This window comes from Pseudoalteromonas sp. Xi13 (assembly GCF_003952205.1).
Lineage (GTDB): Bacteria > Pseudomonadota > Gammaproteobacteria > Enterobacterales > Alteromonadaceae > Pseudoalteromonas > Pseudoalteromonas atlantica.
In genome coordinates, this window is sequence record NZ_CP034439.1 from 2338968 (window position 1) to 2361166 (window position 22199).

The window sequence follows — 22199 nt, forward strand, 5'->3', positions numbered from 1 at the left end:
GCCAGTAAAAACAAGGAACACAACGCTTTAAAGCGCCTTTAATTAAGCGCCTATGTAGTTTAGGGCGCTTTTTGTGTTAAACTTCGCCGCCGTGCAACGTAGTGTATGCGCAGCGGGCTATACCAACTCGGTTGTTATATTTCAAAAAACGTAGGTATTAAACTTCATGACTGCATTTTCAAATCATCAAATTGTTTTAACCGCTATTGGCGAAGATAGACCGGGAATTGTAAGTGAACTTACACAGCTTGTAAGTGATTGTCATTGCAACATTATAGATAGCCGAATAGCCATTTTAGGCAGCGAATTTACTTTTACCATGCTGCTAAGCGGCGATATGTCGGCCATTAGCCGCATAGAGCACACCTTGCCTACTAAAGGCATGGAGCTAGGCCTACTCACCATGATGAAGCGCAGCACCACTCGCCACACCGAAAGTGAATTTTGCGCAGGCTATACCCTTGAATACACAGGGATAGACACCCCAGGTACACTGAGTAAAGTAACGCGTTTTTTTGCCGATCACCACATTAGTATCTGCTCATTAAAGTCAGACACCTACGATGAAGAAACCGACACTAAAATGCGCTGCGAAATTGAGTTTAATATCCCAGTAGAGGTTGATATAGACCAATTTAAAGTGACCTTTGAAAACCTTTCGCACAGTCTTAACGTAGATTATATTTTTAAACGTATTCGCTAAGGAGCACAGCATGAACAAAATTAGTCCATTACAAGCCGGTGATACAGCACCAGAATTTAGCTTACAAAATCAAAACGACGAAACAGTCACCTTAAGTGAGCTGTTAAAAGAGCAACAAGTACTGGTGTACTTTTACCCTAAAGCCTCTACACCGGGTTGTACGGTTCAAGCCGAAAACTTACGTGACCAACAAGCGCAGCTTGCTCAATTTAACACCCGCGTTGTAGGTATTAGCCCAGACCCTATTAAGCGCCTTAAAAACTTTGAAACTAAAAAAGAGCTTAACTTTGATTTACTCGCCGATGAAGATCACGCCATTGCTGAAGCATTTGGCGTATGGGGCTACAAAAAGTTTATGGGTAAAGAATACGATGGTATTCACCGCTTAACCTTTTTAGTAGGCCAAGACGGTAAAATTAAACACTTATTTGATAAGTTTAAAACCAAAGATCACCACCAAGTGGTGTTGGATTACTTAGCGGCGGAATAAGTTAGCTGTAAGCTGTAAGCTGTAAGCTGTAAGCTGTAAGCTGTAAGCTGTAAGCTGTAAGCTGTAAAAAATATACAAAAGCGTTGCTCTAGGGCAACGCTTTTTTATTAGCGTTTATTGAATAAAGTACAGTGACTCGTTACATAATAAATTAACCATAAGCGCCACTTGAATATATAAGCTCGTAACTGTGGCTATAAATTTCTAAAATATTGCCAAACGGGTCTTCCATGTAAATCATGCGATATGGTTTTTCCCCTGGGTAATAATAGCGCGGCGCTTTCATACGCTTTTTTCCGCCCGCGGCCACTATTTTATCAGCGAGTCCTTCTACATCAGGGTCTTGTACGCATAAATGAAATATTCCCGTTTTCCAATACTCAAAATTATTTTTTGGGTTTTGCTGATTTTTAAATTCAAATAGCTCAACCCCCACCCTATCCCCTGTTGATAAATGGGCTATTTTAAAACTGCCCCACCCAGCACCAAATACATCAGTACACATCTCACCAATCGGTGATTTATCTTCTGTTATTTGTGTGGGTTTCATAATTAAATACCAGCCCAGCACCTCAGTATAAAACTTGACGGCTTTTTCTAGGCTTGGCACTGACACACCAATATGCGAAAACGTGCGCGGATAAGGCATTGGCGAATCAGCTAAGCCATTTGCTTGCTCGCCTTTATCAGCTGCTTGCAGGTTGGCATTAGCATTTAGACTTGTAAACAGCATAGGCAGCGCGGCAGCACCCAACCCAGCAGCCGATAACTTCATAAAGTCTCTGCGGTTTAACTCTTTTTTACTCATGGCATGTTCCTTAACGGCAAAGGCGTTAAATGTAATTAAAGGAATTAATTAGCCATGATAAATGATTGTAGTGAGGACAAAAAATTATCAAATATGATATTAATGATTACGTTTTGTGATGGTGAGAGCTGTAATATTTTTATTATTTTACTGGGGTTCTATAAATATTTAGGCTTTGTAATACATTATCTGCAACTAAAAAATTAGGTATAACATCTACGAGCAAAGCGCCTGATTTCAACGCAACCTTTATACTTGCCTCGTTTCTCTCTAGGCACCTAAATTCGATAAATTTAACATGAGTGCTCGTGAGTAGCTGCGTAGCTTTTGAAATGATTTGACTAATAATCCCGTTACCATGCGCGTTTTGAGCTAGCCAATAGCCTAATTCAGCAACTGCCGAATCGGGACATATTGATTTAATGGCAAATACACCACAAAACTTACCTTTAAAGTTTATTTTGAACCATCGTGAACCACTTTTTCCGCTATTTACTCGTTCAAAAATATATTTATGGGCCGACGCTATGTCTGACACATCTTTAACCCAGTAAAGATATTTTGCTAAATTAATACGGTTTTCATTAACTAATCTTAAAACATCAGGAGCATCACTTTCTAATAAAGGTGAGAGCTTTATGTCTTTTGATATTTTTATATGTAAATACTTTTCCATTTAACTTTTGATCTCCGTATATCCTTAATTACACTTTAAAATACCCAAAATAAACTTTAAGTGGCTAATTTCCAATCTATTTGATAAAAAGATAAAAAAGGAGAATTTAATTTTGAGTAAGGCAATCAAGTTTAGAGTGTATTTAGCCGCATTGATTATATGTGTTATTGGCTTTATGTTTTCACCAGCGAGTAGCCAGTTTTATACAAACCCGTTTTATATTGGCAGTTTTATTTTTGCAATCGCGCTGATTATGAATGTTATTAATTACTTTTGCCCAAATTGTAAGAAAAACCAGGTAATGCAATCAGCTACTAGCTATCGCCTGCCAAAAAATAAATGCTATCACTGCGGGGAAGAAATTAATTAGCCTTTTCGGATGGCCCTTTGCTTATCCGACCTACGCGTTTAAATAAGCTGGTGTGGTGGTTTATATAAAGAGTGAGTAATGGAGTTGCGGTGTTGGGTTTCGTTTCACTCAACCCAACCTACTAGAGAACCAGAAGGGTCAAATCTTGACTTCATACATCATAAATTAATTAGCTATTGATATTCGCCGAAACTTAAATAAGTTACGGTGTCGGATGGCGCTTCGCTTATCCGACCTACGCGTTTAAATAAGCTGGTGTGGTGGTTTATATAAAGAGTGAGCAATGAAGTTGTGGTGTTGGGTTTCGTTTCACTCAACCCAACCTACAAGAGAACCTGAGGGCTCAGAGAACCAGAAGGGTCAAATCTTGACTTCATACATCATAATTAATTAACTATTTATGTTTGTCGAAACTTAAATAAGTTACTGTGTCGGATGGCGCTTCGCTTATCCGGCCTACGTTTTCAAATATATAATACGGGATTATTGGGGTGTGGGTATTGGAGGTTCGTTGGGTTTCGTTTCACTCAACCCAACCTACGAATTAACGCCGAGCAGCTTATCGCTTACAGCTAAGCACTTACAGCTGCTCTTTCGCTTTAGCTAATCCCTAAATACTTATGTACTTGCACCGATAAGCGCCAGTTTTTGGCAATACAAGTGTCAATGGCTAATTTGGTGGCTGACACTTTTTGGCTTATTGGCTGTAAGTATACAAGCTTCGGGTTAACACCTGTTTTGGCAAATAGCGCTTCAAGCTCTTCTACGTGCTTTTGCATCGCTACTGGGTGCTTTATCTCGTTGGCGCGCTTCATGGCGCTGGTAAGTACTTCGTAGCCGCCGCGCATGTTAATTTTAGGCGATACGGTAACCCAGGTTTGCTCAGGGGCAAGTATTTCAAAGGTGCCGCTGGTTTCTATTTGTGTTGTAAAGCCGTTATCGTGCAATAGCTTACACACTGGGTTTAAATCGTACATACACGGCTCGCCGCCGGTAATTACAACATGCTTTGCTGTATAGCCACGCGATTTAAACAGCTCAAGTACTTGCTCGGCGCTGGCATCGGCCCAATGATCTGAATCGGCTTTTTTTTCTACCGTTTCATCAAGCGATACTTTGTACACGTTATCGACTTCCCAAGTTTGTTTAGTATCACACCATGCGCAGCCCACTGGGCAGCCTTGCAAACGCAAAAATATTGAGGGTGTGCCGGTAAAACTTGCTTCACCTTGGATGGTTTCAAACACTTCATTAATTTTGTACAAAAGAGATCTCACTTACTGCCTAGCTGCAAAATTGCTACTATAAAAGACGAAAAAGCGCTGCCCAAAAATTGTTATTTAAGCTGCGGCCGTGTAGTATATCGCGCCCTGATATAAACCTCTATTAAAACTAAAGAGCAATCCAGATATGACGCAAAAAGTAGTTGTTATTTATTCCGGCGGTATGGATTCGTTTACCGTATTAAATAAAGCCTTACAACAAGGCCATGATGTTTATGCCCTTTCATTTGACTATGGTCAGCGTCATGTTAAAGAGCTTGAAGTGGCTGAAAACGTGTGTGAAAAGCTTAATGTTCCGCATAAAATTGTAGATATATCAGCTATTAACCAGCTTATTGGTGGCTCATCACTGACTGATGATATTGATGTACCAGAAGGTCATTACGAAGAAGAAAGCATGAAAAGCACCATAGTGCCTAATCGTAATATGATTTTGCTTTCGCTTGCGGTTGGTTACGCTGTGTCTTTAAAAGCGAGCAAAGTATATTATGGCGCGCATTCGGGGGATCATGCTATTTACCCTGATTGCCGTCCTGAGTTTGTGCAAAAAATGGATGATGTATGTCGTATTGCTAACTACGACGCTGTAGAAATTTTTAGCCCGTACTTAAATAACACCAAAATTGATATTTTAACCGATGGCATAAAAATGGGCTTAGACTACAGCCAAACATGGACTTGTTATAACGGACGCGAAAAAGCCTGTGGTAAATGTGGCGCCTGCCAAGAACGTTTAGAGGCATTTTCGCTTAATAACGTCACTGATCCAATCGAATACGAATAACCGCTAGTTACGGGGTTTTCAGTGAAAGCACGGTTAGTTTATTAGCGCTAAACGCAAAAAGGCTATCATCTCGATAGCCTTTTTAGTATTTGCTTGAAAATTACAACCAGCGTTTTACTTTGTTTTTATACTCTGTGAATTCTTGGCCAAATAATTTGCTAAGCGCCCGCTCCTCAGGAATTATTTGAAAAAACGTTAAATAAGCAATAAACCCAACAACACATAAAAGTGCCCACAGCGAACTAAGCCAAATACCCCAGCCAGCTAAAATAAACGCAAAGCCCACATACATAGGGTTACGTGAAATTTTATATACGCCACTGGTTACCAACTTTGATGCTTGCTCGGGCTTATTTGGATTAACTGTGGTGCGTGCAAGTTTAAAGCTTACCACTCCGGCTATACAAAATGCGCACCCTATAATGACTAAGCTCGCTGCTAAGTAGGCAATAAACGCTGTAAAATCAATCACACTGTAATGGGCTATTAACGCCATAATGCCTGCAAAAACGAGCACGACAATAACCGGAGGTATTTTATTATTTAACATAGCAACTCACTGTATTGATTATAAAATAAGGACCTATAAGTCTGTAAACACTATACCCGTTTGCATTAATACACAATTAAATACAAGGTTAACGCTGGCATAGAGCGCGTTAAAACTGCAGATTAAAGCAACACAATAAAAACGTTGGCTTTAAAGTCACACGGTTTAATCTCAAATAGACTTATTAATTACGCCATTAGTTATTAAACAATAACGCAGGTGTATCAATGATGAACATAACTCCACGCAGCAATCGACAAATAAAGTTACAATTGTCAGGTTTAACCGCTGCTAAATATGGTTATACTTTATGCAACAGTTAAAACTATAAAAAGGAAGTGGTTATGTCAGGCACTACAATGATAGTACTTATTGTGCTTATATCGGTTGGCTCTGGGGTTATTTACGATATGTACAAAAAACACCTTGAATTTAAACACAAAATGCAAGATAGCAACCAAGATGCAAATAAACAACTGGCCGAGGTAAGTGCCCAAGTGGTTGCTTTAAAAGAGCGCGTGCAAACGCTTGAGGCCATAGTGACAGACTCAAGCTACACCACAAAAGAAGAAATTAACCGCCTTTAAAAACGATATAAATGTGCATTTTCTGGCTGCTCTATGCCGTGGGCAGCTAAAAACCCATCTATAGCTTGGCCGCAACCTTGTGGCGCACGCGAACTATCAATTTCAAAGTTAAGCTTATTTGCATGTTGCTTGCCAAGTGAGCACAGCCCCAACACTTTTGGCGAGCGCATTGCCACACTAAGTGCACCTATTTTTTCTACGCAATTGTGTTTACTAAATCGGGCAAACCCTTGGTATTTAAATTGCTCACTCACATACTCATTACTAATATCAACCAGGGCATTAATAAGGCCATGTAAAAAGTTATTTGCGCTGCTATCACTGGTTAAAAATGAAAAGGTTTTATTATTAAATTCTGTAAGCTGGCAAGTATTGCAGTGTAATTTTAAGGTGTATAACCACTGCTGCGAGCTTAGTTGCTGCAAAGCACTTAGCGATACCTTATCACCTGCAAATACTACCCGTTTTAATAACTGCTCAATAGTACAATGTTGCTCATTGCCCTGCGCCGCGTGTGCAATAACAAGCTCTGCATTTTGTGCCATAACCGGTAAATCATGATGATTATTAAATGGCGTGCTAGTTGTATTATTGCTGTGAGTAAGTTGAAACAGCTCTCTTACCTCGTGCTCTCGCGCTATTTTAAGCGCTAAAAACGCTGTTTGAATAAGCTCGGAGGTTGGTAAGTTTTCCTCTACTATCCAGCGTCTGCCAAACAGTAATTTTTTTGCTATGCCCTCACCCGCGTAACTACTGGTTTTGTAATTATCGGGGCTTAGTTCGGCAACTTGTAAATAAAGTTGCTGATCTTTTTGTGCAGCAAGCACTCTAAAGTGCGCTGAAAAATTAATATTTTCTAGTACTTGATTAACGCTTTGTAAGGTGTGTTTATAGCGTAAAAAGTGCTGTGGAACTATCCAGCTGTTATTAGCAAGTTGCACTAATGGAGCATACGAAATTGGTTGCTCGTAACTGTTTTGCCATTTTTGCTCTGCACTGAGCAGCGGCTCAATACGACTTTTTTTATCTGACATACATAAACCAAATAAACTCGCGCAAGGCGATATAATCTATGTTGATGTTACGTTTTTGCGCCTTGCATTAGATCACACTATTAGCGCTAAATAAGCCATTTTTAAGCGTCGCTGAGTTTTTTATAATCTGTTATAACTTTTTGATAATAAGGCTCATCTTTATTAAGCATTTTATTATAATGAGTGAGTAACTGTTTAAGGTATTGCTTGTGCGATGCATTATTTAAATCCCACATGCTGTTACCGGTAGATGTGAGCAACGCTGTGCTACGTTGACTTACCTCTATAAGCTCATAATAGCGGTTGTTCTCAGTGATTAATTGCTCGCTTTCAAGGCCAAAGCCTAATTTGGCTAAACCACTGCGCAAATGATAAGTATGGTGTATAGGGCAAACTATAAAGCGGGTGCTTGCTACAGATGCAGCGCAATTGTTTTTAATAATGCCAGTAACAAGTTTTAGTAACAGCTCGCCGCCAACACCTGCAATAACTACAGTATTTAACGCTTTTGGAACGAGCTTTATTTCTCTTACATCTTGGCAATGTACTTTATATTGCGCATCACTTGGCAGTGTTTGGCTAATATTTGTAAGGTGCTCGCTCAGCTCGGTCATTATTTTATCTACCACATCTACAAAATTAACCTGTTTTGCAGCGCGGCGCTTTAATAGTGCAATGCCTAGGTAACCATGATCGCAGCAGCAATCCCAAATAACATCAACGGGGTCAGTAATTAACGCATTAATTGCGTTTAAACGCTTACTCAGTTTCATTTAATACCAATTAGCTTAATTAAGTGATCTATTTTGAGGCTGGAAAAACGTGTTGATAGCTAGGCAAAAAAATCGCTATTTAGTTGTTCTAAATGAGAGTTTTTTAACACAGATAGCGACACGTTTAGCCCCTTTAAATGATTAAGTATTATTGCGAATTGGTATAAGTTGCGGTATGCGCCGTTTTATACACTAACGCTTTTAAGCTTTTATTGCTGTCTACTTCTACAAAACGGGCCGTTGGTGCAAGGCGCTCAACAAATTCTATTGCTCCTTGAGTGTGCTCGTTTATTAAAGCTTTAAACGCATCTTCGCTAAGCTCTGGGCTATTAGCGCATAATAAAAGCTGTGTGGTATCGCACAGTAGTTCGGGCAATCTGCGCAGCACCTTTTGATAATCTTTAGTTAGAATAAAGCTGCCCTTTTGAAAGCTTGGCGGGTCTACAATAATCAAATCAAACGGCGCTGCTTTTTTTAATTTACCAAACGACTTTAAAATATCGTGCGGTAAAAAACTCACTCCGCGCTCAAAACCATTAAGTTGGTGGTTTTGCTTACCTACTTTAAGTACGCCTTTGCTCATATCCATGTTCATAACATGATCTGCCCCGCCTTGCATTGCCGCAAGCGAAAAACCACACGTGTATGAAAACAAATTAAGTACTTTTGCATGTTTACTATTGGCAGAGACAAACTCACGTCCACTTCGCATATCGGGGAATATTCCGGTGTTTTGGCGGCTTGTTAAATCCACTAAAAAACCAATGCCGTTTTCTTTTACCACATGTGGCGAGGGAAGATTACCATGCACTAAACGATTGCTGCTTTGTACTCCCGCGCGCTGTTGATACACCAATGCAGATATTAATTCAGGATGATGCTGCTGCGCCCACGCCCAAAGGGTACTGGTCAGTGTATTTAACGTGGCTTCGTCAATTTCATCGTACGAAATTAAAAACAAGCTTGGCGGATAAAAGTCTAAATTAATATGGCTTAGCGATGCCACGCTATGGCCGCGGCCATGAAATACGCGGCATAGTTCGTTTTGTAGTAATGGCGCATCTTCAAGCGCGCTTATCAGGGGTGAAAAATCGGGTGTCATTTAGTTAATCAACTGTTGTTGTAGTTCGTGTATTTCGTCGCGTACAGACGCGGCTTTTTCAAATTCAAGGTCGCTGGCATAAGCATGCATTTTGCTTTCAAGCTGTTTAATTTGTGTGGCAATTTCTTTCGCACTGAGTATTTTTTTAGACTCTTTACGCACCAGCTTAAGGTTATCTTTTGGTGCTGCTTCTTCGCCCACATCCATAATATCGGTGATCTTTTTAACCAAGGCTTGCGGCTCAATGCCGTGCTCTATATTAAAGGCGTGTTGTATTTCGCGGCGGCGCTGTGTTTCGCTAATCGCTTTGTCCATCGATTTAGTTACTTTATCGGCGTATAAAATGGCGCGCCCGTCGAGGTGACGTGCAGCACGACCAATGGTTTGAATAAGCGAACGTGCTGAGCGTAAAAAGCCTTCTTTATCGGCATCTAAAATGGCAACTAGCGCCACTTCTGGCATATCTAAGCCTTCTCGTAATAAGTTTATACCCACTAACACATCAAACACACCGGCGCGTAAATCACGAATTATTTCAACGCGTTCTACTGTGTCTATGTCTGAGTGCAGGTAACGTACTTTTACATTGTGCTCGCTTAAGTAATCGGTTAAATCCTCAGACATGCGCTTGGTAAGCGTAGTAACCAGTACTCGCTCACCTTTTTCTACACATTTATAAATTTCTGATAGTAAATCATCTACTTGAGTGCCTACAGGGCGTATTTCTATTTCTGGGTCTAACAGGCCCGTTGGGCGTATAACTTGCTCTGCGACTTCGCCTGCGCTGCGCTCTAACTCAAAATCACCCGGCGTTGCCGATACATAAATCGTTTGCGGTGCTATGGCTTCAAATTCTTCAAAGCGCAATGGGCGGTTATCCATCGCCGATGGCATTCTAAAGCCATATTCAACTAGGTTTTCTTTACGGCTTCTATCGCCTTTATACATGGCACCTATTTGCGATACGGTTACGTGCGATTCATCGATGATCATCAATGCATCATCAGGAAGATAATCGAGTAATGTGGGTGGCGGATCGCCCGGTGTACGCCCCGACAAATAACGGCTGTAGTTTTCTATGCCCGAGCAATAACCAAGCTCGGTCATCATTTCTATGTCGTATTGTGTTCGCTGCGCTATGCGCTGCTCTTCTACTAATTTATTGGCACTTAATAATTGTGCTCTGCGTTCTTTAAGCTCAGCTTTTATTTTTTCTATGGCATCAAGAATTTTTTCGCGTGGCGTTACATAGTGCGTTTTAGGGTAAATAGTGGCACGTACTATGTGTTTTTCTACCGCACCAGTAAGGGGATCAAAAATACTAAGGCGCTCTATTTCGTCATCAAACATTTCTACACGTACTGCATAGGTGTCTGACTCGGCAGGAAATATATCAACAACTTCGCCACGTACACGGTAAGTACCACGGCTAAAGTCAATGTCGTTACGAGTATATTGCAGCTCAGCTAAACGGCGCAGCATATCGCGTTGGTCGACCTGTTCGCCTACTTTTAAAAGCAGCATCATTTTCATGTATGAGTCGGGGTCGCCCAAACCATAAATAGCCGACACAGAGGCCACTATTATGGTATCGCGGCGTTCAAGCAATGCCTTAGTAGCACTTAAACGCATTTGCTCTATGTGCTCATTAATAGAGGCGTCTTTTTCTATAAACGTATCGCTGGCAACCACGTAGGCTTCTGGCTGGTAGTAATCGTAGTAAGATACAAAATACTCAACTGCATTATTAGGAAAAAACTCTTTCATTTCTCCATATAACTGCGCGGCTAGTGTTTTATTATGCGCCATTATTATTGTTGGGCGATTTAAATCGCTAATAATATTGGCCATGGTAAATGTTTTACCTGTACCTGTAGCACCGAGTAAGGTTTGATGCGCAAGCCCGGCTTCTAAGCCTTCTTCAAGCTGTTTAATCGCTGTGGGTTGATCGCCCGCGGGTTTAAATTGTGACTTTAGCTCAAAGTGATCACTCATTCATTTACTCCGTTACCGTGTTACTACATATTGCATCTAGCTCTTTTACAAACCATTTGTACGCGACTAACCCTGTGAATACATTACCGATTGCAGCGCCAATAAATAAACCAATCAAGCCACCTAGCATACTGCCTACATAAGCAAAAGGCAGATAAAAAACAAACAAACGAATAATACTTAAAAACAATGCATTCATAGGTTTGTGTAAAGCATTAAACGATGAATTTGATAAAATGATCACCCCTTGAAAACCATAACTTAGCGGTATGGTGTATATAAAGAGCTTAATAACATCGATTACAGCTTGTTCTTTACCAAATAATTGGCTTATTACCCCTGACAGCGCAATGAGTAAAATATAAATAGCAAATTGCCATAACATCACAAATTTAAGCGTACCAATGTACGCCTCTTTTACGCGGCCTAATTTACCCGCCCCAAAGTTTTGGCTAACAAAAGGAGGCAATGTCATCGACAAAGCCAGCACTAAAATACTGGCAATTGATTCAATACGGCTGCCCACACCAAAAGCGGCAACCGCTTCGGGTCCATGATTGGCAACGAGTGCGGTCATCACTGCCATTGCTACTGGGGTAAGCATGTTAGCCCCCGCTGCGGGTAAACCTATTTTAAGTACTTTTTTAATTGCACTGGCCGCAGTTTGATTACCGGCTTTTAAGCTTAATAGCCGCTTTTTAACGCCCAGCACATATAATATAATAATAACCGCTACGCCCCAGGCAATAACACTGGCAATAGCGGCACCTTGAATGCCTAATGCCGGTACTGGGCCCCAGCCAAATATCAAAATAGGATCGAGTATGGCATTAATAAGCCCTGCCCCACCCATTACTATGCTGGGTGTTTTAGTATCGCCACTGGCTCGCAATACCGAATTACCTATCATGGGGGTAATTAAAAATACGCTGCCAATAAACCAAATATTCATATACTCATGAATAAGTGGCAGCACTAATTGTCCGGCCCCTAATAAAGTGAATATTGGGTCGATTAGTAAATATCCAACAAACGAAAGTAAAATAACTAATAGTAGCGCCACAATAAGCGACACACTGGCATCAAAACGCGCCTCTTCTATTTTATTACTGCCTAAGGCTTTCGCTATCACCGCTGATGTGCCAATACCTAAACCTATGGCTAGGCTTATTACCGTAAAGGTTACCGGAAACGTAAAGCTTACCGCCGCAAGGGGCTCTGTGCCCAACATACTGATAAAAAATGTATCGACTATATTGAACATCATTAGCGTGACCATGCCAAATATCATCGGGATGGTCATTTTTTTCAATGTAGGCAAGATGGGATCGTTAAGTAAATCTGGGCGTGATTGAGAATGTGAAGTTTCGCGCATGGAATAAATAAGCCTCTTTTACTGAGCGAGCCATTTTAAAGCATCATAGCAATTCAAGCCACGGATTTATCAATGGATTTCATACTAATAATAAAGCAACAATTAAAAAAATAGCTAAAGTTGAATTTTTAAGCATTTGTGCACAAATACGCCCTTAGAGCGCCAAAAAACAATAAGTGAACATTTTTATTACTTTTTTAACATTTAACCCTGCAAATTCGCTGAATTTTTACACAGCGCGGTATTAATCTTTATCGTAACGAATTAATTTACTCATCGTTGCATGGTAATTCAGCATGCATTTATAACCCTATGTTTTTTATGGTAATAAAAAAATCGTTTTAAAAGCTTGAAATCGTTGTAGCGCCCTAAAACTCTGGTCGGGACAGTGTTCTTAAAGTTTCATAAACAGAGTTATCCACAGAAACCGTGGATAACTCAGCTGAGCCCGCATTTATAAAGGCTTGCGCGCTGGCTAAAATTCAGCTCAGGTCCAACCTTTGCTCAAAGTTAAAGTTAAAAACTTATCAATGCTTGCAAACAAAAAATTAAGCTAAGCCAAATCTTTGTGCCTAATACAGCTATAAGTGACTTAATTAGTTTACGCAAATATTTAGCAACTTATTGATTGTTATGTTTTTGTACAGCTTTTTAAAATAAAGTTTCCAGCCACGGCTTTATTAGTTTAACCCCTCTTAAATACCGTAATACGAAAAAACTACCCTGCTAGATTTTTTAAAAAGATCTGCTAGCTAAATTTATACTCGGTTTTATGACAACCAGGTTAAATACAAATTTACTGATTTGCCGCGATAAATTTTGTCTCAGCGGGATTTTTTACACATAAATTAAACAATGGCTATTTTATGGGCGCTGTTTTTTTCACATTGGTGTGAGTCTAAATAGAGATTTACCGCCGTGTTTTGCATAAATAGAGTTATAAAATGCGCAGATCGAACATAAAAACAACGAATAAACTTCTTTTTTAAATTTATGACTTTTATATGTTGACACTTTGCGGCTCCATCATTAATATTTCGCCCCGTTGAAAGGCATGACGCTTCCCCCTTAGCTCAGTTGGTTAGAGCGACGGACTGTTAATCCGCAGGTCCCCCGTTCGAGTCGGGGAGGGGGAGCCAAGTTTTTCAATCATAAACGATTCCCCCTTAGCTCAGTTGGTTAGAGCGACGGACTGTTAATCCGCAGGTCCCCCGTTCGAGTCGGGGAGGGGGAGCCAAGTTTATGTTTATGATGTAGTTCCCCCTTAGCTCAGTTGGTTAGAGCGACGGACTGTTAATCCGCAGGTCCCCCGTTCGAGTCGGGGAGGGGGAGCCAAATCATAAAATGACATCTCTATTTGTTCCCCCTTAGCTCAGTTGGTTAGAGCGACGGACTGTTAATCCGCAGGTCCCCCGTTCGAGTCGGGGAGGGGGAGCCAATCATAAGAATTTCATAGACATTTCAGTAATTTTCCACTACTCTTCTGCTTTATAACTAAAACATAATATCTATTCTAATGTGTTGCTATTAGTTGAATGATCAAGGACCTGATTCCTTTCCTTTTGAACTATTAAAAGATTGATAACATGGCTGGCTTTAAAAAACTTATTTTTATACAAATCCTGTCTTGGCTTGTATGTGTTGCGGCTGGAAGCTACTTCATATCTGTAAGCTTTAATAATGCAGTAAGTGAAGCACAAACTTCAGCACAAACCAGTGTAACACGTTACATTAACAGCTTAACAAGTGATGACCTTTCGCCTGAAAGTATAAAAAAAGCGATTGGCGATGGTAAAACGTTTTCAAGCTTTATACTAAGAGACTACCAAGGGGCTGAAGTATTTTCAGTTAACTCCCCTACCCAGCTACCCATGTTTGCTGAATTTATTCAATCTAGCTTTAATTCGGTTCGCCCACAGTTTGCCGTTAACGACGCTGCAGATATAAAAGTAGAATTTACCCTCAACATTGAACGTTTAGCGCAGCAGTTACAAACCTCGTTATTTATAGTTATATTTATTTCTGCCTTTTTAGTGATTATTCCTATCATATTAATGAAGTCTATTTTTCATAGCTTAAATAAAAATATCAGCATGACCGTTGCCGATGTAATAGACATTTACATTAACCAAAATCAAATTGGCGACGACTTAGACACCGCACTTGATGCCAGTAAAATGAAAAAGCTAGGTAAAGATTTAGTCCCGAGCTTTAATCGCCTTTCGCATTTTTTAAAAAATAAAAATGATGATATTCAAAACGCTGCCCTAAGTATCAAACAAGAAGCCTATAAAGATGTAATTACCGAATTAGGTAACCGTAATATGTTTGTTGAATATTACGAAAAACACATCGAAAACAGTGAACGCAGTACGTTTGGATCGTTAGCGCTTGTACGCTGTAGTGAGCTGCAAACTATAAATCAAAGCCGTGGCTACCAAAAAGGTGATGACTACGTTAAAGGTGTGGCGGATATAATTAAGCATATAAGTGGCACTTACACCGGCAGCCAAGTATTTAGGCTAAATAGCTCAGACTTTGCCATTGTACTTCCTAATACCCCACTTAAAGAAGCAGAGCGTTTTGGTGAAAACCTGCAATCGCGCTTTACTCAATATCAACAAAACCAAGAGCTCAGCTCTGTGGCTAACACAGGTATTGTGGGCTACGAAAAAGGCAAACCGCTGGGTGAGCTATTATCGGTTGTCGATAACGCAATGAGCATGGCGCAATCTAAGCAAGTAAATGCATGGCATGTGCAGCGCGAAACCGATTTAGTTAATAATGTTAGTGCTGGGTTTGGTAACCAAAACTGGCGTAAAGTGATTAACGAAGTGATTGAATCAAAACGCGTTCACTTAGTAATGCAAAATATTATGCCGCTGGGTAAAAGCATTAAGGCGTATGCAGAGATACAAGTGCGCTTTAAAACCGAAGATAACCAAGTGCTTCCTACGGCCTCGTTTTTAGCCATGGCTGAAAAACTCGATATGGCCATAGAAATTGACCGCTTAATTATTGACTCATCACTTGAAAAAATTAAAAGCCGTAACCTCTCTGAAAAGTTTTTTGGCCTGAATGTGACCGCATCAAGTGCACATAACGATCAATTTGTTATTTGGTTAGAGCGCCGCTTATTAAAAGATACACATATAGCCTCTAAATTAGTATTTGAAGTAAGTGAGTTTGGCCTGCAGCAAAATATTAAAGCCAGTAAACGCTTTATTGATATGGTGCATCGCGTAGGTGCCCGCGTAACGGTTGAACGCTTTGGTGTAGGGCTAACGTCGTTTAAGTTTTTCCGTGATTTAAAACCAGACTTTATTAAAATGGATGCAAGTTACACCCGCGGCCTAGAAGATGATAAAAACAATCAATACTTTATGCGCCTAATGGTTGATTTAGCCCACCGCATTGGTGTGAGTGTGTTTGCAGAGGGCGTTGAAAGCCAAGAAGAAAAACACATTGTAGAAACGCTTTGCCTAGACGGCGTACAAGGTTATTACATAGAAAAACCTAAAGATATTTAGCAACTACCCTTAATTAAAGCAAAAAAGAGCACATGTGCTCTTTTTTGCGTTTAACTGTTTAATTTTTCGCTTACTTTAAAATCACATAAATTTTACAGCTTTGTGATCGCTTAATGATTTTACTGTGTTTATTTAACTGATAACGACTCGCATATGTTGTTTATCGGGGCAGAAAAAAGGATAATACACAGGATTTTAATAGCGCGAGGCACACATGACAGAATATGTCTTGTTATTGATTGGAACCGTTCTAGTTAATAACTTTGTATTAGTACAATTTTTAGGCTTATGTCCATTTATGGGTGTATCAGGCAAGCTTGATACCGCTATTGGTATGTCTTTAGCAACCACGTTTGTGCTTACTCTTGCCTCTGTTACAAGCTATTTAGTTAATCAATATATTTTAGCGCCGCTAGATATCGAATTTTTACGCACCATGAGCTTTATTTTAGTGATTGCCGTTGTGGTGCAATTTACCGAAATGGTTGTGCGTAAAACTAGCCCGACTTTATACCGTTTACTGGGTATATTTTTACCGCTGATCACCACTAACTGTGCGGTATTAGGTGTTGCGCTTCTTAATATAAAAGAAGATCACACATTTTTACAATCGGCCGTGTATGGTTTTGGCGCAGCCGTTGGCTTTTCATTAGTACTTGTATTATTTGCAGCGCTGCGCGAACGCCTTGCTGCTGCAGATGTTCCTACCCCGTTTAAAGGCGCCTCAATAGCCATGATCACCGCCGGCTTAATGTCGATGGCGTTTATGGGTTTTACCGGATTAGTGAAGTTTTAATATGACCTTAATGTATGCCTTGATAGCGCTTGGCTCGCTAGCGCTTGTTTTTGGACTTATTTTAGGCTTTGCAGCTATTCGCTTTCGTGTAGAAGGTGACCCAATTGTTGAGCAAATAGATACCATTTTACCGCAAACCCAGTGTGGCCAGTGTGGCTATCCGGGCTGTCGCCCCTACGCTGAGGCAATTGCCAACGGGGATGAAATTAATAAATGCCCACCAGGCGGTGAAGCAACGGTTAAAAAGCTGGCCGATTTAATGGGCGTAGAGCCTAAACCGCTTGCCGGTGGCGAACAAGCAGAGCCGATAAAAACAGTGGCCTATATTCGCGAAGACGAGTGCATAGGCTGTACTAAGTGTATTCAGGCATGCCCTGTGGATGCCATTGTCGGTGCTACACGCCAAATGCACACTGTACTAATAGAAGAATGTACCGGCTGCGATTTATGTGTAGAGCCCTGCCCTGTAGATTGCATTGATATGCTGCCTGTAGCCGAAACAAAACAAAACTGGAAATGGCAACTTGATGCTATTCCTGTCACGCAAATAGATTAGAGGTTTGAGTGGAAAAGTTACTTGAACAAATTAAAAAAGGCACTGTTTGGGCATTCCCGGGCGGCGTGCATCCACCACAACAAAAAACACTCTCTAACAGTGCGCGTATTGCTAGGCTTCCTCTACCTGATAAATTAGTTGTACCAATTAAACAGCACATTGGTGCTAACGGTAAATTAATTGTAGAAAAAGGCCAACAGGTATTAAAAGGCCAAGCACTAACCGTGCCCGTTGCGAATTGGTCTGTGCCTGTACATGCGCCCAGCTCTGGCACGATAACAGATATTGCTTCTATGCCTTCGGCGCATCCATCGGCTTTACCTGAGCTAAGTATTATTATTGAGCCTGATGGCAAAGATCAATGGTGCGAACTAACCCCAACACCTAACCCAAGTGAGCTTAGCCACGATGAATTAGTCGATATAATTCATCAAGCAGGTATAAGTGGTATGGGTGGAGCAGGCTTTCCTACTTATGTAAAAGCCGATATAAAACAACCTATTGAGTTTTTAATTGTTAATGCTGTTGAGTGTGAACCATACATAACAGCCGACGATGTGTTAATGCGTGAACATGCCAAGCAAGTAGTGCAAGGCATTGAGTTAATGCAACAAATTTTAAATCCGACACTGTGTATTGTTGGCATTGAAGATAATAAGCCCGAAGCCATAGCGGCTATGAAAAGTGCCGCAGAGCACAACGCCAATATTGTTATTCAAACGGTGCCTACTGTTTATCCATCGGGTGGCGAAAAACAATTAATTAAATTACTTACAAACCGTGAAGTACCCAGTGGCGGTATTCCTGCCGATATTGGTATTTTAGTACACAACACAGGAACTTTGTTTGCTGTGCAACAAGCGGTGTACGAAGGTAAACCGCTTATAGAGCGCGTTGTTACAGTAACAGGTAACACCATTCATAATGCAGGTAATGTATGGGCATTATTAGGCACCGAAGTTAAGCACCTGCTTGATTGCCAAGGTTTTTCACCCGTACCCCAGCAGCGCGTTGTTATGGGCGGGCCGATGATGGGCTTTACCTTACCGACTGTGCGTATTGGGGTAATTAAAACCACCAACTGTATTTTAGCCCCCGATCATAAAGAGCTTGCAGAGCCAGGGCCTGAAAAAGCCTGTATACGTTGTAGTGCCTGTGCAGATGCCTGCCCTGCTTCGTTATTACCCCAGCAATTACAATGGTTTGCAAAATCAAAAGAATACGACAAATTACAAGAGCACAACTTATTTGATTGTATTGAATGTGGCGCGTGTGCGTATGTATGCCCAAGCGAAATTCCATTGGTGCAGTATTACCGCGTAGCAAAAGTAGAAATAAAAGAGCAGCAAGCCGAAAAAATTAAAGCCGATAGAGCAAAAGAGCGCTTTGACGCCCGTAAAGAACGCCTAGAGCGCGAGCAACAAGAACGTCAAAACCGCCATAAACGTAAACCAGCGGCAAAAACATCAGATGAAAAACAAAAAGTAGCGGATGCCCTTGCCCGCGTTAAGAGCAAATCATCGAATGGCGATGAAAAATCTGCTGTAGCCGCTGCAATTGCCCGCGCCAAAGCGAAAAAACAGCAAGGTGAAGAGCTAGAGCCAGATAACAGTGAAGTAGCTAAAGAGCGCGCACTACGTAAAGAAAAGGCACGTAAATATAAAGAACAAAAAGCAGCTGAGAGCGAGTCATCATCAGCACCTGATGATAAAAAGTCAGCCGTAGCCGCTGCTATTGCCCGCGCTAAAGCTAAAAAAGCGGCGCAAGCTGAGCAAAGTGCAGAGCCACAAAGCGATGAAGCAACCGCCGCACCTGATGATAAAAAAGCAGCCGTAGCTGCTGCTATTGCCCGTGCTAAAGCGAAAAAAGCGGCGCAAGCTGAGCAAAGCGCTGAGCCACAAAGCGATGAAGCTCCCGCCCCAGCTGATGACAAAAAAGCTGCGGTAGCTGCTGCTATTGCCCGTGCTAAAGCGAAAAAAGCGGCGCAAGCTGAGAAAAATGCTGAGCCACAAAGTGATGAAGCAACCGCCCCAGCTGATGATAAAAAAGCAGCGGTAGCTGCTGCCATTGCCCGTGCTAAAGCGAAAAAAGCGGCGCAAGCTGAGCAAAGTGCAGAGCCACAAAGCGATGAAGCGCCCGCCCCAGCTGATGACAAAAAAGCTGCGGTAGCTGCTGCTATTGCCCGCGCTAAAGCTAAAAAAGCCGCTAAAGAAGCAGAGCAATCAGCAGCAAGTGAACACAGCAATGAGCCACAAACCAGCAGCGGTTCAGACTCTGAGAAAACGGCCTCTGAGCAAACTGCAGCAGAGAAGAAAAAAGCCGCCGTGGCCGCCGCAATAGCGCGCGCCAAAGCTAAAAAGTTACAAAAAGAAGGAAATGATCAGTCATGAAATTAACCATGGCCAGTTCGCCGCACAACCATAGCCATAAGTCGTTAACGCGATTAATGCTAACCGTAATTGCTGCGTGTATTCCTGGGCTAATAGCGCAAGTGGTATTTTTTGGGACTGGCGTACTTATTCAGTTAGTACTGGCACTTGTTGCTGTGAGCGTATTTGAAGCAGCCATTATGTTAATGCGTAAACGCCCTGTTTGGCCTGCATTGAGTGATGGTAGTGCTTGGCTTACTGGTGTGCTGTTAGCACTGAGTATTCCGCCGCTGGCGCCTTGGTGGGTCATTATTATTGGCTGTTTATTTGCCATTGTAATTGTAAAGCAACTTTATGGTGGGCTTGGGTTTAACTTATTTAACCCAGCAATGGCCGCATACGTACTACTTTTAGTCTCGTTTCCGGTGCAAATGACCGCTTGGTTACCCGTTACCGATTTACTTAATGCCCCAATTGGCTTTATTGACCAATTACGCCTTATATTTACTGATTTTACCGCTCTGGGCTTTAGTGTTGATCAAGTCCGTGCCGGCGTTGATGGCCTCACCATGGCCACCCCGCTTGATACAGTTAAAACCGATGTAGCACATGGTCTAACCGTTAGCGAAAGTATGCAAAAACCGATTTTTTCTCAATGGGCTGGGCTTGGTTGGCTATGGGTTAACCTAGGCTTTTTAGCCGGTGGTTTATACCTTTTAAAAGCTAAAATTATAAACTGGCATATTCCAGTAAGCTTTATAGGCTCACTAGCGCTTTGCAGTGCCATTGGCTATATTGCCGCGCCGGGTACCGAGCCGGGTATGGTATTTCACCTATTAAGTGGCGCAACCATGATGGGCGCATTTTTTATCGCCACCGATCCTGTTTCGGCTGCAACTACCAATAAAGGGCGCTTAATTTATGGCGCGTTAATTGGCTTGTTGGTGTATTTAATTCGCACCTTTGGTGGCTTCCCTGACGCGGTAGCCTTTAGTGTATTATTAATTAATATTGCTGTACCGCTGATTGATTACTACACCCAACCACGCACTTATGGCCACGGAGCAGTAAAATGATTATTTCATCAATGGCTAAAAATGGCGCGATATTAACCGCCTTTGCACTGATAACAACAGGCTTAGTTGCCTCAATTGATGCCTTTACCGCCGATAAAATTGCCGAGCAAGAACGCCTGCAATTAACCTCACAATTACAAGAGGTATTAAACCCAAGCAGCTACGATAATCAGCTCAATACAAATTGCGTAATTATGAGCGACGAACAACTTGGTCCTTACCCCGAGCAAGTTATTTACCGCGCTTATAAAAATCAGCAACCTGTTGCACTTGTAATAAGACACATAACACCTAGTGGTTACAGTGGCGATATTAACTTATTAACCGCCGTACTTGCTGATGGCACCATTGCCGGCGTTCGCACTACTAAGCACGAAGAAACGCCCGGCTTAGGCGACAAAGTAGAAGTTAAAAAGTCGCTATGGATCACTACATTTAACGATTTAACGGTTCAAAGTGAAGACGATGCCCGTTGGGCGGTAAAAAAGGATGGCGGCCAGTTTGACCAATTTACCGGTGCAACAATTACCCCTCGCGCCGTGGTAGGCTCGGTAAAAAATGCCGTATTATTTGCAAAAACTAACTTTGACGCCATTTTTAAACAGCCTAATGCTTGCCAAGAGGTAACACAATGAGTGAGTTAAAAACCTTATACAAAGAAGGCGTATGGGCTAATAACCCCGCGCTAGTGCAGCTACTCGGTTTATGCCCGCTTTTAGCTGTAACATCAACTGTAACCAACGCGCTTGGCCTAGGGTTAGCCACTTTATTAGTTTTAGTAGGCTCTAATATTACTGTTTCTGTTGTGCGTAATTGGGTACCTAAAGACATTCGTATTCCGGTATTTGTCATGATTATTGCAGGCTTTGTGACCATAGTTCAGCTACTTATGAATGCGTACACCTTTGGCTTGTATCAATCATTAGGCATATTTATTCCACTAATAGTAACTAACTGCGCCATTATTGGCCGTGCAGAGGCGTATGCCTCTAAAAATCCTGTTCACCTGTCTGCATTCGATGGCCTAATGATGGGCTTAGGCTTTATGGCCGTACTGTTAGTACTAGGTGCAATGCGCGAACTGATAGGCCAAGGTACATTATTTGATGGGGCCGATTTGCTCCTAGGGCCATGGGCACAAAGCCTACGCTTGGAAATATTTAGTTTCGATAGCCAGTTTTTACTCGCTATTTTACCACCCGGCGCCTTTTTAGGGCTTGGGCTGCTAATAGCAGCAAAAAATGTTATTGACGCACAAATAAAATCAAAACAAGTAACGCCGCCAGAAGCCGAAAAAGGCCCTCGCGCACGTGTTACTAGCTTAACTTAAGGGGAAAACGCA

General features: G+C 41.5%; 20 protein-coding genes, 4 tRNA genes and 1 pseudogene. 15 read left to right on the forward strand and 10 right to left on the reverse strand.

What is annotated here, in order from left to right; genetic code table 11:
* Window positions 1-166 precede the first annotated feature (166 nt).
* Complete coding sequence (locus tag EJ103_RS10465) at window positions 167-703, forward strand: ACT domain-containing protein (RefSeq protein WP_029774547.1); 537 nt, start codon at window positions 167-169, stop codon at window positions 701-703.
* Between the two features lie 10 nt (window positions 704-713).
* Window positions 714-1193, forward strand: coding sequence for a thioredoxin-dependent thiol peroxidase (gene bcp, locus EJ103_RS10470; protein WP_029774548.1), 480 nt, complete (start codon window positions 714-716; stop codon window positions 1191-1193).
* Window positions 1194-1344: 151 nt separating this feature from the next.
* Here the strand turns inward: bcp and EJ103_RS10475 are convergent, their stop codons facing one another.
* From EJ103_RS10475 to queE, 4 genes and pseudogenes are all read right to left on the reverse strand, one after another.
* On the reverse strand, window positions 1345-1842 hold the full coding sequence (locus tag EJ103_RS10475) for a lactoylglutathione lyase family protein (protein ID WP_039972524.1): 498 nt from the start codon (window positions 1840-1842) through the stop codon (window positions 1345-1347).
* A gap of 78 nt (window positions 1843-1920) precedes the next feature.
* Window positions 1921-2001: pseudogene (locus tag EJ103_RS20335) on the reverse strand (twin-arginine translocation signal domain-containing protein); the annotation flags it as partial.
* 142 nt (window positions 2002-2143) lie between these two features.
* Complete coding sequence (locus EJ103_RS10480; RefSeq protein WP_126007566.1) at window positions 2144-2677, reverse strand: GNAT family N-acetyltransferase; 534 nt, start codon at window positions 2675-2677, stop codon at window positions 2144-2146.
* Between the two features lie 969 nt (window positions 2678-3646).
* Complete coding sequence (queE, locus tag EJ103_RS10490; protein ID WP_004589468.1) at window positions 3647-4312, reverse strand: 7-carboxy-7-deazaguanine synthase QueE; 666 nt, start codon at window positions 4310-4312, stop codon at window positions 3647-3649.
* A 145-nt stretch (window positions 4313-4457) separates the two neighbouring features.
* Here queE and queC point away from each other — a divergent pair, with 145 nt between their 5' ends.
* Window positions 4458-5114, forward strand: coding sequence for a 7-cyano-7-deazaguanine synthase QueC (gene queC, locus EJ103_RS10495; protein ID WP_126007570.1), 657 nt, complete (start codon window positions 4458-4460; stop codon window positions 5112-5114).
* Window positions 5115-5214: 100 nt separating this feature from the next.
* On the opposite strand, the gene EJ103_RS10500 is transcribed toward queC, so the two are convergent.
* On the reverse strand, window positions 5215-5664 hold the full coding sequence (locus EJ103_RS10500; RefSeq protein WP_126007572.1) for an isoprenylcysteine carboxylmethyltransferase family protein: 450 nt from the start codon (window positions 5662-5664) through the stop codon (window positions 5215-5217).
* Between the two features lie 344 nt (window positions 5665-6008).
* Here EJ103_RS10500 and EJ103_RS10505 point away from each other — a divergent pair, with 344 nt between their 5' ends.
* Entirely contained in the window at window positions 6009-6251 is a 243-nt protein-coding gene (locus EJ103_RS10505) for a hypothetical protein (protein ID WP_024034198.1), read from the forward strand.
* Here the strand turns inward: EJ103_RS10505 and EJ103_RS10510 are convergent.
* From EJ103_RS10510 to EJ103_RS10530, 5 genes are all read right to left on the reverse strand, one after another.
* Window positions 6248-7285 (reverse strand): hypothetical protein, encoded by a 1038-nt coding sequence (locus EJ103_RS10510; RefSeq protein WP_126007574.1) that lies wholly within the window; start codon window positions 7283-7285, stop codon window positions 6248-6250. The two genes, EJ103_RS10505 and EJ103_RS10510, sit on opposite strands and share 4 nt — an antisense overlap.
* Window positions 7286-7386: 101 nt before the next feature.
* The gene (locus EJ103_RS10515) at window positions 7387-8058 is read right to left on the reverse strand and encodes a tRNA (adenine(22)-N(1))-methyltransferase TrmK (RefSeq protein WP_126007576.1); all 672 of its coding nucleotides are present in this window, start codon (window positions 8056-8058) and stop codon (window positions 7387-7389) included.
* 148 nt (window positions 8059-8206) lie between these two features.
* Complete coding sequence (locus EJ103_RS10520; protein ID WP_064386656.1) at window positions 8207-9160, reverse strand: class I SAM-dependent methyltransferase; 954 nt, start codon at window positions 9158-9160, stop codon at window positions 8207-8209.
* Window positions 9161-11155, reverse strand: a complete 1995-nt coding sequence (uvrB, locus tag EJ103_RS10525) for an excinuclease ABC subunit UvrB (protein ID WP_126007578.1) — start codon at window positions 11153-11155, stop codon at window positions 9161-9163.
* 4 nt (window positions 11156-11159) lie between these two features.
* Window positions 11160-12530 (reverse strand): MATE family efflux transporter, encoded by a 1371-nt coding sequence (locus EJ103_RS10530; protein ID WP_126007580.1) that lies wholly within the window; start codon window positions 12528-12530, stop codon window positions 11160-11162.
* A 1062-nt stretch (window positions 12531-13592) separates the two neighbouring features.
* Between EJ103_RS10530 and EJ103_RS10535 the strand changes: the two genes are divergently transcribed.
* The 11 genes from EJ103_RS10535 to EJ103_RS10585 all read left to right on the forward strand — a co-directional run bounded on the left by EJ103_RS10535 (window position 13593) and on the right by EJ103_RS10585 (window position 22187).
* A tRNA-Asn gene (locus EJ103_RS10535) sits at window positions 13593-13669 on the forward strand.
* Window positions 13670-13690: 21 nt separating this feature from the next.
* Window positions 13691-13767 (forward strand) — tRNA-Asn (locus EJ103_RS10540).
* A gap of 21 nt (window positions 13768-13788) precedes the next feature.
* A tRNA-Asn gene (locus EJ103_RS10545) sits at window positions 13789-13865 on the forward strand.
* Between the two features lie 26 nt (window positions 13866-13891).
* Window positions 13892-13968: transfer RNA gene (locus EJ103_RS10550), tRNA-Asn, on the forward strand.
* 148 nt (window positions 13969-14116) lie between these two features.
* Complete coding sequence (locus tag EJ103_RS10555) at window positions 14117-16060, forward strand: GGDEF domain-containing protein (RefSeq protein ID WP_126007582.1); 1944 nt, start codon at window positions 14117-14119, stop codon at window positions 16058-16060.
* 214 nt (window positions 16061-16274) lie between these two features.
* Window positions 16275-16856 carry an electron transport complex subunit RsxA gene (gene rsxA / locus EJ103_RS10560; RefSeq protein ID WP_004589478.1) on the forward strand — a complete coding sequence of 194 codons (582 nt, stop codon included), beginning with the start codon at window positions 16275-16277 and terminating at the stop codon, window positions 16854-16856.
* A 1-nt stretch (window position 16857) separates the two neighbouring features.
* The gene (gene rsxB / locus EJ103_RS10565) at window positions 16858-17412 is read left to right on the forward strand and encodes an electron transport complex subunit RsxB (RefSeq protein WP_004589479.1); all 555 of its coding nucleotides are present in this window, start codon (window positions 16858-16860) and stop codon (window positions 17410-17412) included.
* Window positions 17413-17420: 8 nt separating this feature from the next.
* The gene (gene rsxC / locus EJ103_RS10570; RefSeq protein ID WP_126007584.1) at window positions 17421-19802 is read left to right on the forward strand and encodes an electron transport complex subunit RsxC; all 2382 of its coding nucleotides are present in this window, start codon (window positions 17421-17423) and stop codon (window positions 19800-19802) included.
* Complete coding sequence (rsxD, locus tag EJ103_RS10575; protein WP_004589481.1) at window positions 19799-20857, forward strand: electron transport complex subunit RsxD; 1059 nt, start codon at window positions 19799-19801, stop codon at window positions 20855-20857. Before rsxC ends, rsxD begins: the two co-directional genes overlap by 4 nt.
* On the forward strand, window positions 20854-21492 hold the full coding sequence (rsxG, locus tag EJ103_RS10580; protein WP_004589482.1) for an electron transport complex subunit RsxG: 639 nt from the start codon (window positions 20854-20856) through the stop codon (window positions 21490-21492). Before rsxD ends, rsxG begins: the two co-directional genes overlap by 4 nt.
* Window positions 21489-22187, forward strand: coding sequence for an electron transport complex subunit E (locus EJ103_RS10585; RefSeq protein WP_004589483.1), 699 nt, complete (start codon window positions 21489-21491; stop codon window positions 22185-22187). The genes rsxG and EJ103_RS10585 overlap by 4 nt, the downstream gene beginning before the upstream one ends.
* The last annotated feature ends 12 nt before the right edge of the window (window positions 22188-22199 follow it).

Coding starts and splice junctions, on each gene's coding strand:
- EJ103_RS10465 (WP_029774547.1), top strand. CDS start 167: ATGACTGCATTTTCAAATCATCAAATTGTTTTAACCGCTATTGGCGAA.
- bcp (WP_029774548.1), top strand. CDS start 714: ATGAACAAAATTAGTCCATTACAAGCCGGTGATACAGCACCAGAATTT.
- EJ103_RS10475 (WP_039972524.1), bottom strand. CDS start 1,842: ATGCCTTATCCGCGCACGTTTTCGCATATTGGTGTGTCAGTGCCAAGC.
- EJ103_RS10480 (WP_126007566.1), bottom strand. CDS start 2,677: ATGGAAAAGTATTTACATATAAAAATATCAAAAGACATAAAGCTCTCA.
- queC (WP_126007570.1), top strand. CDS start 4,458: ATGACGCAAAAAGTAGTTGTTATTTATTCCGGCGGTATGGATTCGTTT.
- EJ103_RS10500 (WP_126007572.1), bottom strand. CDS start 5,664: ATGTTAAATAATAAAATACCTCCGGTTATTGTCGTGCTCGTTTTTGCA.
- EJ103_RS10505 (WP_024034198.1), top strand. CDS start 6,009: ATGTCAGGCACTACAATGATAGTACTTATTGTGCTTATATCGGTTGGC.
- EJ103_RS10510 (WP_126007574.1), bottom strand. CDS start 7,285: ATGTCAGATAAAAAAAGTCGTATTGAGCCGCTGCTCAGTGCAGAGCAA.
- EJ103_RS10515 (WP_126007576.1), bottom strand. CDS start 8,058: ATGAAACTGAGTAAGCGTTTAAACGCAATTAATGCGTTAATTACTGAC.
- EJ103_RS10520 (WP_064386656.1), bottom strand. CDS start 9,160: ATGACACCCGATTTTTCACCCCTGATAAGCGCGCTTGAAGATGCGCCA.
- uvrB (WP_126007578.1), bottom strand. CDS start 11,155: ATGAGTGATCACTTTGAGCTAAAGTCACAATTTAAACCCGCGGGCGAT.
- EJ103_RS10530 (WP_126007580.1), bottom strand. CDS start 12,530: ATGCGCGAAACTTCACATTCTCAATCACGCCCAGATTTACTTAACGAT.
- EJ103_RS10555 (WP_126007582.1), top strand. CDS start 14,117: ATGGCTGGCTTTAAAAAACTTATTTTTATACAAATCCTGTCTTGGCTT.
- rsxA (WP_004589478.1), top strand. CDS start 16,275: ATGACAGAATATGTCTTGTTATTGATTGGAACCGTTCTAGTTAATAAC.
- rsxB (WP_004589479.1), top strand. CDS start 16,858: ATGACCTTAATGTATGCCTTGATAGCGCTTGGCTCGCTAGCGCTTGTT.
- rsxD (WP_004589481.1), top strand. CDS start 19,799: ATGAAATTAACCATGGCCAGTTCGCCGCACAACCATAGCCATAAGTCG.
- rsxG (WP_004589482.1), top strand. CDS start 20,854: ATGATTATTTCATCAATGGCTAAAAATGGCGCGATATTAACCGCCTTT.
- EJ103_RS10585 (WP_004589483.1), top strand. CDS start 21,489: ATGAGTGAGTTAAAAACCTTATACAAAGAAGGCGTATGGGCTAATAAC.